The sequence below is a fragment of the Butyrivibrio sp. genome, assembly GCF_015056685.1.
Classification (GTDB): Bacteria; Bacillota; Clostridia; order Lachnospirales; family Lachnospiraceae; genus Butyrivibrio.
On sequence record NZ_SVFW01000011.1, the window covers coordinates 83,560 to 89,559 of the forward strand.

Consider the following 6,000-nt stretch of genomic DNA (forward strand, 5'->3'; position numbering starts at 1 on the left):
CAATTAAAGCGACGGGGCTCATCATTAGTCTTATGATTCATAAAAAGAATTATCTCTTAAGGTTAGTAAGTTCTTCAAGAAGTGTATCTGATACTGTGATGATACGGCTGTTTGCCTGGAAACCACGCTGTGTTGTGATCATTTCAGTAAACTCTTTTGAAAGGTCTACGTTTGACATTTCCAGAACACCTGTGTTCATATATCCGCCATCTACAGTAATATCCTGAATTGTTGCCTCACCAGAGTTAAGTGTGGATGCATAGAGGTTATCACCTTCTTTTGAAAGACCTGATGCATTAGCAAATTCAGCTGATGCAATCTGTCCAAGAAGCTTTGTCTGTCCATTTGAGTATGTAGCATGAATCTGTCCATCAGTAGCTATTGTAATTCCATTCATTTCACCGACCATACGACCAGTATTAAGCGATGATTTATCTCCTTTTACAGCCTTGATTGTTGCTGTTCCGCTTGTGTTGTAATTAGTTACAGTAGAGAAATCAACTGTAAGCTGTCCCCTCATAGTCTCTTCATCAGCAGTAGTTGGCTGGAATCCAAATGCTTCAAGTCCGGGGATTGACTGGTCAAATTTAATATTGACCATTCCATTAGCATTTCCGTTAGCTGTAGTAAGAGAACCATTTGCAGGATTAAATTTAAGCTGAATAGTCTGACTACCTGTTGTAAGAGTAATACTTCCATCAGCATTTATTGAATAGGTACCATCTGTTCCAAATGCATCAGCATCAGAATCCGTTATACCATAGACTTTATTTAAAAGATTCTTATACTTTCCTGTCGCTGTTGAAATAAGATCTGTAATATTTCCTGTGTTAGGTATTTCTTCCCAACCCTCAGGAATTGTATCCGCAGTAGTAACATAAGTAAGTGTTCCATCAGCAGCTGTCTGTGTAGCATAGTCTGTAGCTATGTTCTTATCAACAGAAACAGTATCATAAATTGATATTCCGCCATTTGCTGAAATCTTTACTTTATATGTATTTTGAACAGTTGCAGAACCTTTTGTAAGGCCATACACATCCTGAAGCATTTCTTTACTGTAATCACTGACAGTTGTTTCTGTTCCCTTTAAAACATAAGCTGATCCATCAGTTGAGTTAGTAAATACACCGCCGAGTTCAGATGCCTTCTTTTCAGGATATGTACCCTCTTTTGCTGTATATGTCTTGGAGAAAATAGTCTGTGTGAAAATCGAATTACTTTCATCGGGAACTTCTACCGGTTCACTCTTGTAGAACAAAATGCCGGGAGTACCTGAAATATTGCTAACCTCCAAATATGTAAAACCATTTGAGGACATATAATCATCCAGCGCAGCTGCATCTGCAAGGCCCAAAGCAGCCGCCAGCTCAGCTTTAGCTGCATTTGTGATCACTGTTGTATTGTTATACTCATATATAGTATTCTGCGGAACAGTTGTAATATTTGCAAGCTGCGCAGCGCTTATCTGTACTTCAAGGTCTTCGTCTGAAAGCTTTGTTCCATAAAGTGTTAAAGTGTCATTATCATATGTATAATAAATATTTTCCGGAACAGTCGAGTCATTTAATTTAGCTTCAAGATTTTCAAAGTCATCAATGTAATTTTTTAGAGCTGTCTTGGTTATAGGAGTTGCTGTCTTGGTCTCATCAGGATAATGCTGACTGGTAACAGTAAATGAATCATTTCCTGTTGCATTGCTTGTAAATTTAAAGCGATAGTAATCACTTGATATATACTTCTCAAGAGATGTCTGAGTTGCTGTTGCCGAATCGTCGTCATTTATACCAAAGACAGTTTTAAGTGTTGCCTGCAAGGTCTTGGAATTACCTACAACTGTTTTCATTGAACCTTCTGTTGTGGAAGGTACAATATATGCTTTTCCGGTGCCATCACTGGATACATAATATGAATTTGAGTTATTGGAATTGTATGTATATCCTGAAGGGCTCTTGGTCTCCTTTGGCGCATCATATGTAATTGTAAGAGTTCCACTTTCACTTATTGTAAATAGTGATGTCTTTGAATAGCCTTCAGTTCCACTTGTTACTGTAGCATCGTCTATTCCGTAGACTTCCTTCAAAATGCCCGCATATTTAGCTTTACTTGTTGTCATAAGATCTGACAGCGCACCTGATGTTGGAACACCTGAATATACAGTAGCTCCTGCAAGGAGCTTAACAACTGAAGTTGTTGCACCATTTTCAACTTTATATGCGTCTGTAACAGCAACATCAGTAGGTTCAGTCGCTCCGAAAGTAACGCCCTTCATAAGTGTTGATCCAATTGATTTTCCTGATGAATCAATAATATCTGTAAGCTGAAGCGAGAAAAGATCATCAGTACCTGTATCCTTTAATGTGAACTTTCCTGTATAGAGGTATCCCTTGTTATCATAGAATTCCAGAGTGAGTGTCTTACCATCATCAGATATAACGTTTGTATCATTATCATCGATATTTCCAGAGAAAAGAGCAGCTGTTGTAGATGCTGGTGAATATGTTGTATTATCAGCGCTCATGATCTGAAGCTGAGATAAACCACCATTTTTATTTACTGTAATAGCTCCGGTCTCAGGATCTTCCTGTGCTGTCCATCCCATTACGAAATATCCGTTTGACTGCATTGCAAGGTTGCCGGCACCATCTACGTAGAAAGAACCATCTCTTGTGTAGAGATTTTCTTTTCCGTTATTAACTACGAAGAACGACTTACCGGTGATCATGATATCAAATGGATTATTTGTTGTCTGAGTAGCGCCCTGGGATTCAATTGCTGTAGCAATGGCACCTGACTTAGCGCCAAGACCGATCTGTCTTGCATTTACACCGCCCTTAGTCTCAGTAGCACCTGATGCTGACTGTGTTGTCTGATACATAAGGTCTGAAAATGTAATAGACTGGGATTTGAATGATGTTGTATTAACGTTGGCAATATTGTTACCAAGAACATCCATTTTGGTCTGGTGTGTACGAAGTCCTGCTACACCAGAATAAAGTGATCTCATCATAAGACATTGTCCTCCATCATAAAACCTATGCGTATAAGCGCATATCAATATCTGATTTTGGACGGATGAGTGATTTAAAAGAGATTTCCTTCAATCAGTCGGGAAATCAAGATCTCCTGATGGCACTTCTGGCCACTTCGGTCCAATCTGTTAAGCAATCACTGCTCCGTCAATATTTGTAAAAACATTACTCTTGTTTTCTGTCTGATCCATTGCTGTTACTACTGTGTTGTTTGGGACATTTACGATAAATGCAAGCTGATCAATGAGTATAAGAGAGTCTTTAATGCCTTTTTCTCCTGCTTCTATCTTGCCCATATTAAGCCTTGCCATCTGCTCATCTGTTAAAACTATGTTTCTGTCCTGAAGTCTGTTTGCGGCATGCTTAGAAAACTTTAGTTCTTCTGAACTAATAGTATTATCGGATGATTCCTGTATTTTATTTAGAATACTGGCAAAAGAATTTGCTCCGGTTTGTATATTTTGGCCCTTGTTATCGGTTTTTTGAATACTTCCGTTTTTGATCTGGCCCTGCACCTGATCAATTGATAAAAATCTTCTCTCATCAATATTCAATTTCCTATACCTCCTTTCCGGCGTATTTCTATAGTTCTTTTAACCTTTATCAGGTTTTATCCTTGGAAAAAGTCCTGTGTGTATCACCTCTGATATCATCGAGCTGATTAACATACTGAAGAAGCGATGTTACGTAGTTCTTATCCATAAGATTCTTTGCCCTGTCATCCATATTCATATAATAGTCATACATTGAATCAATGGTATCTCCATGGGTTTCTTCTGTAACAAGTTCAAGCTCCGGCAGCTTATCAATGTTCTTTTGGAAATCAGCTACAACTTCAAGAGCATCTGTGTAATCTGAATCCAAAACCTGGGTAACATCATCAATGTTGTAATTAGTTCCATTAATATTTAAATATGCTTTGTTTCCGCTATATGTCACATAATCTACCACGCCCTGGATTTCAGTACTCTTTCCAGTATCAGAGTTGGTCTGTGTAACAACTACTGTTTTTCCAACCATTTCAGATGCTCTGGATAATGACATACTATTAGCCATATTGTTAAGCTGTTCTACCTGAGTAAATGTCGCATACTGTGAAATATACTCAGTATTAGATGTAGGTTCCATAGGATCCTGATATTTCATCTGAGCAACAAGTATTTTTAAAAATGAATCCTTGTCATAACCTGTTGGAGTTGTCTTACTGCTAGAGCTCTCTGTTTCCAAATTCTGAACTTTACCATTTTTAATAATAGCCTCAACTGATCCTAAATCTGCCATTTTTTATCCTCCAGGGCTGGCATAAAAGCCAGCCCACAAAAAATCATGCACTATAGTCAACGGTATTTCCGTTCATTTCCATTACTTTTGCAGCTATAAGCTCTTCTTCAGACATATCTTCCTCTTCAAATTCAGAAATTTCCGAAAGATTTATTCTTCGAAGTGGCTTTTTGAATCTGCCCTCAGCCTGCTCATATTCATGCCCCTGCTGATTCTGCTCAAGATTTTGCTCAAAAGCATGGCTTGCAATAGTAACTTCAATTGCTGTAACTTTTACTCCCTGTGCGTCAAATTTCTGCTGAAGAGCTACCATCTGACTTTCAACTGCTTCTTTTACCAGTTCATTCTGTGCTGTGAATTTGGCAACTATTCCATCCTTTGTACTTGTAAGAAGGATATTTACGTTGCCAAGATGAGCCGGGTGAAGCTGAAGTTCCATAGAAGTCTCACCATTTCCCGCAGAAATTGTTATCTTTTCTGTGATCTGTCTTATTATATTTTCCATCTGTGTCCTGTCAGTATAGCTAATCGTGCTGACAGAACCGGAATCTACTGCATCTGTTATATTGTTTATTAGCTGATTAAAAAGATTCGCATTTTGACCACTTTCATTTAAACCACCCTTTGTCTCTTTATGGTTATTTGAAGAATCATTTGTTTCTTCAACCGGCTTAAATTCAGCGATTTCCACCTCTTCTGATCCTGCTTCTGCCTTAATTTCAGGCATCTGCTCCCTAGACTGTGGTGCCTTCATATCCTTAGAAATATCATCTCCGGCTTCATTTACTATGATCTCAGGTACTTTGCCAGCATTTTCATCCGACATTTCTTTCTTAGGGCCATCTAATGCCACCAGATCATCATCAAAGCTTTCGAGCGCAATTTCTAAATCTTCCTCGGATAAGTCAAACTCATTCAAAAGTTCGCTCCTCATACTATCTGCACCCTCCATGAGGTCCTGCATCGTAGCATATAGATCTGTGTCAGTTAACAGATCAAGCGCCTTATCCTCACCAATTACTTCAGTGACCAGAAGCTGTACATTCTCAGGATTTAAAAGATCTCCGGCCATCAGTCCAAGAATTTCCATAGCACTTAGAATATCTTCTTCGCTTATATCAAGTGCTTCAGCCATTTTAGAAACAAGTTCCTTTCCTGCTTCTCCTATAGCCTCCTGCAGCTTTTCATCTGCTTCCATGCTCTTTGTATTGGTTTCATCTACTTTTGTAACATTATCAGTACTTTGTTTGTTCTGAAGATTATCGGTACTATTTTTGCTGTTGCCGATTGCCTTCTGCGAGCCATTGCTGTCATCTGATCTTGCTACATCTTTTCCCTGACTACTTTTTCCTTGCTTTACAGCATTGTCAGTAATCTGAGATTTATTATCTTTTGCCTGTACTAAAGCATCTGATGTCTTATTTAAGACATTACTAAAACTGTTCGCAGCATTTCCTGCCTTAGTACTAAGTTCCGTTATTGATGAAACGCTTACTGCTGCAGTCGACTTCTGCATGTAGGTAAGCATTGCACCTACATTATTTGTCGTACTGCTCATCAAGTTCCTCCTTTCAAATATATTTATTTTGTTTGGACATAAACATCCATAGACTCTCATAACATATATCGGTTTTTATTTAGAATACTTAATATAAAATATTTAATTATTTCTCTTTGTATATGCGTAAGT

General features: G+C 38.2%; 4 protein-coding genes. All 4 read right to left on the reverse strand.

The annotated features are described in order from the left end of the window. Positions 1-49 precede the first annotated feature (49 nt). Entirely contained in the window at positions 50-3,007 is a 2,958-nt protein-coding gene (locus E7303_RS18005) for a flagellar hook-basal body complex protein (RefSeq protein WP_330601625.1), read from the reverse strand. A gap of 150 nt (positions 3,008-3,157) precedes the next feature. Continuing rightward, complete coding sequence (locus E7303_RS05760) at positions 3,158-3,583, reverse strand: TIGR02530 family flagellar biosynthesis protein (RefSeq protein ID WP_330601626.1); 426 nt, start codon at positions 3,581-3,583, stop codon at positions 3,158-3,160. A 49-nt stretch (positions 3,584-3,632) separates the two neighbouring features. Beyond that, positions 3,633-4,310, reverse strand: a complete 678-nt coding sequence (locus E7303_RS05765) for a flagellar hook capping FlgD N-terminal domain-containing protein (RefSeq protein ID WP_292144254.1) — start codon at positions 4,308-4,310, stop codon at positions 3,633-3,635. 43 nt (positions 4,311-4,353) lie between these two features. Next, positions 4,354-5,868 (reverse strand): flagellar hook-length control protein FliK, encoded by a 1,515-nt coding sequence (locus E7303_RS05770; RefSeq protein ID WP_292144255.1) that lies wholly within the window; start codon positions 5,866-5,868, stop codon positions 4,354-4,356. Positions 5,869-6,000: the final 132 nt, after the last annotated feature.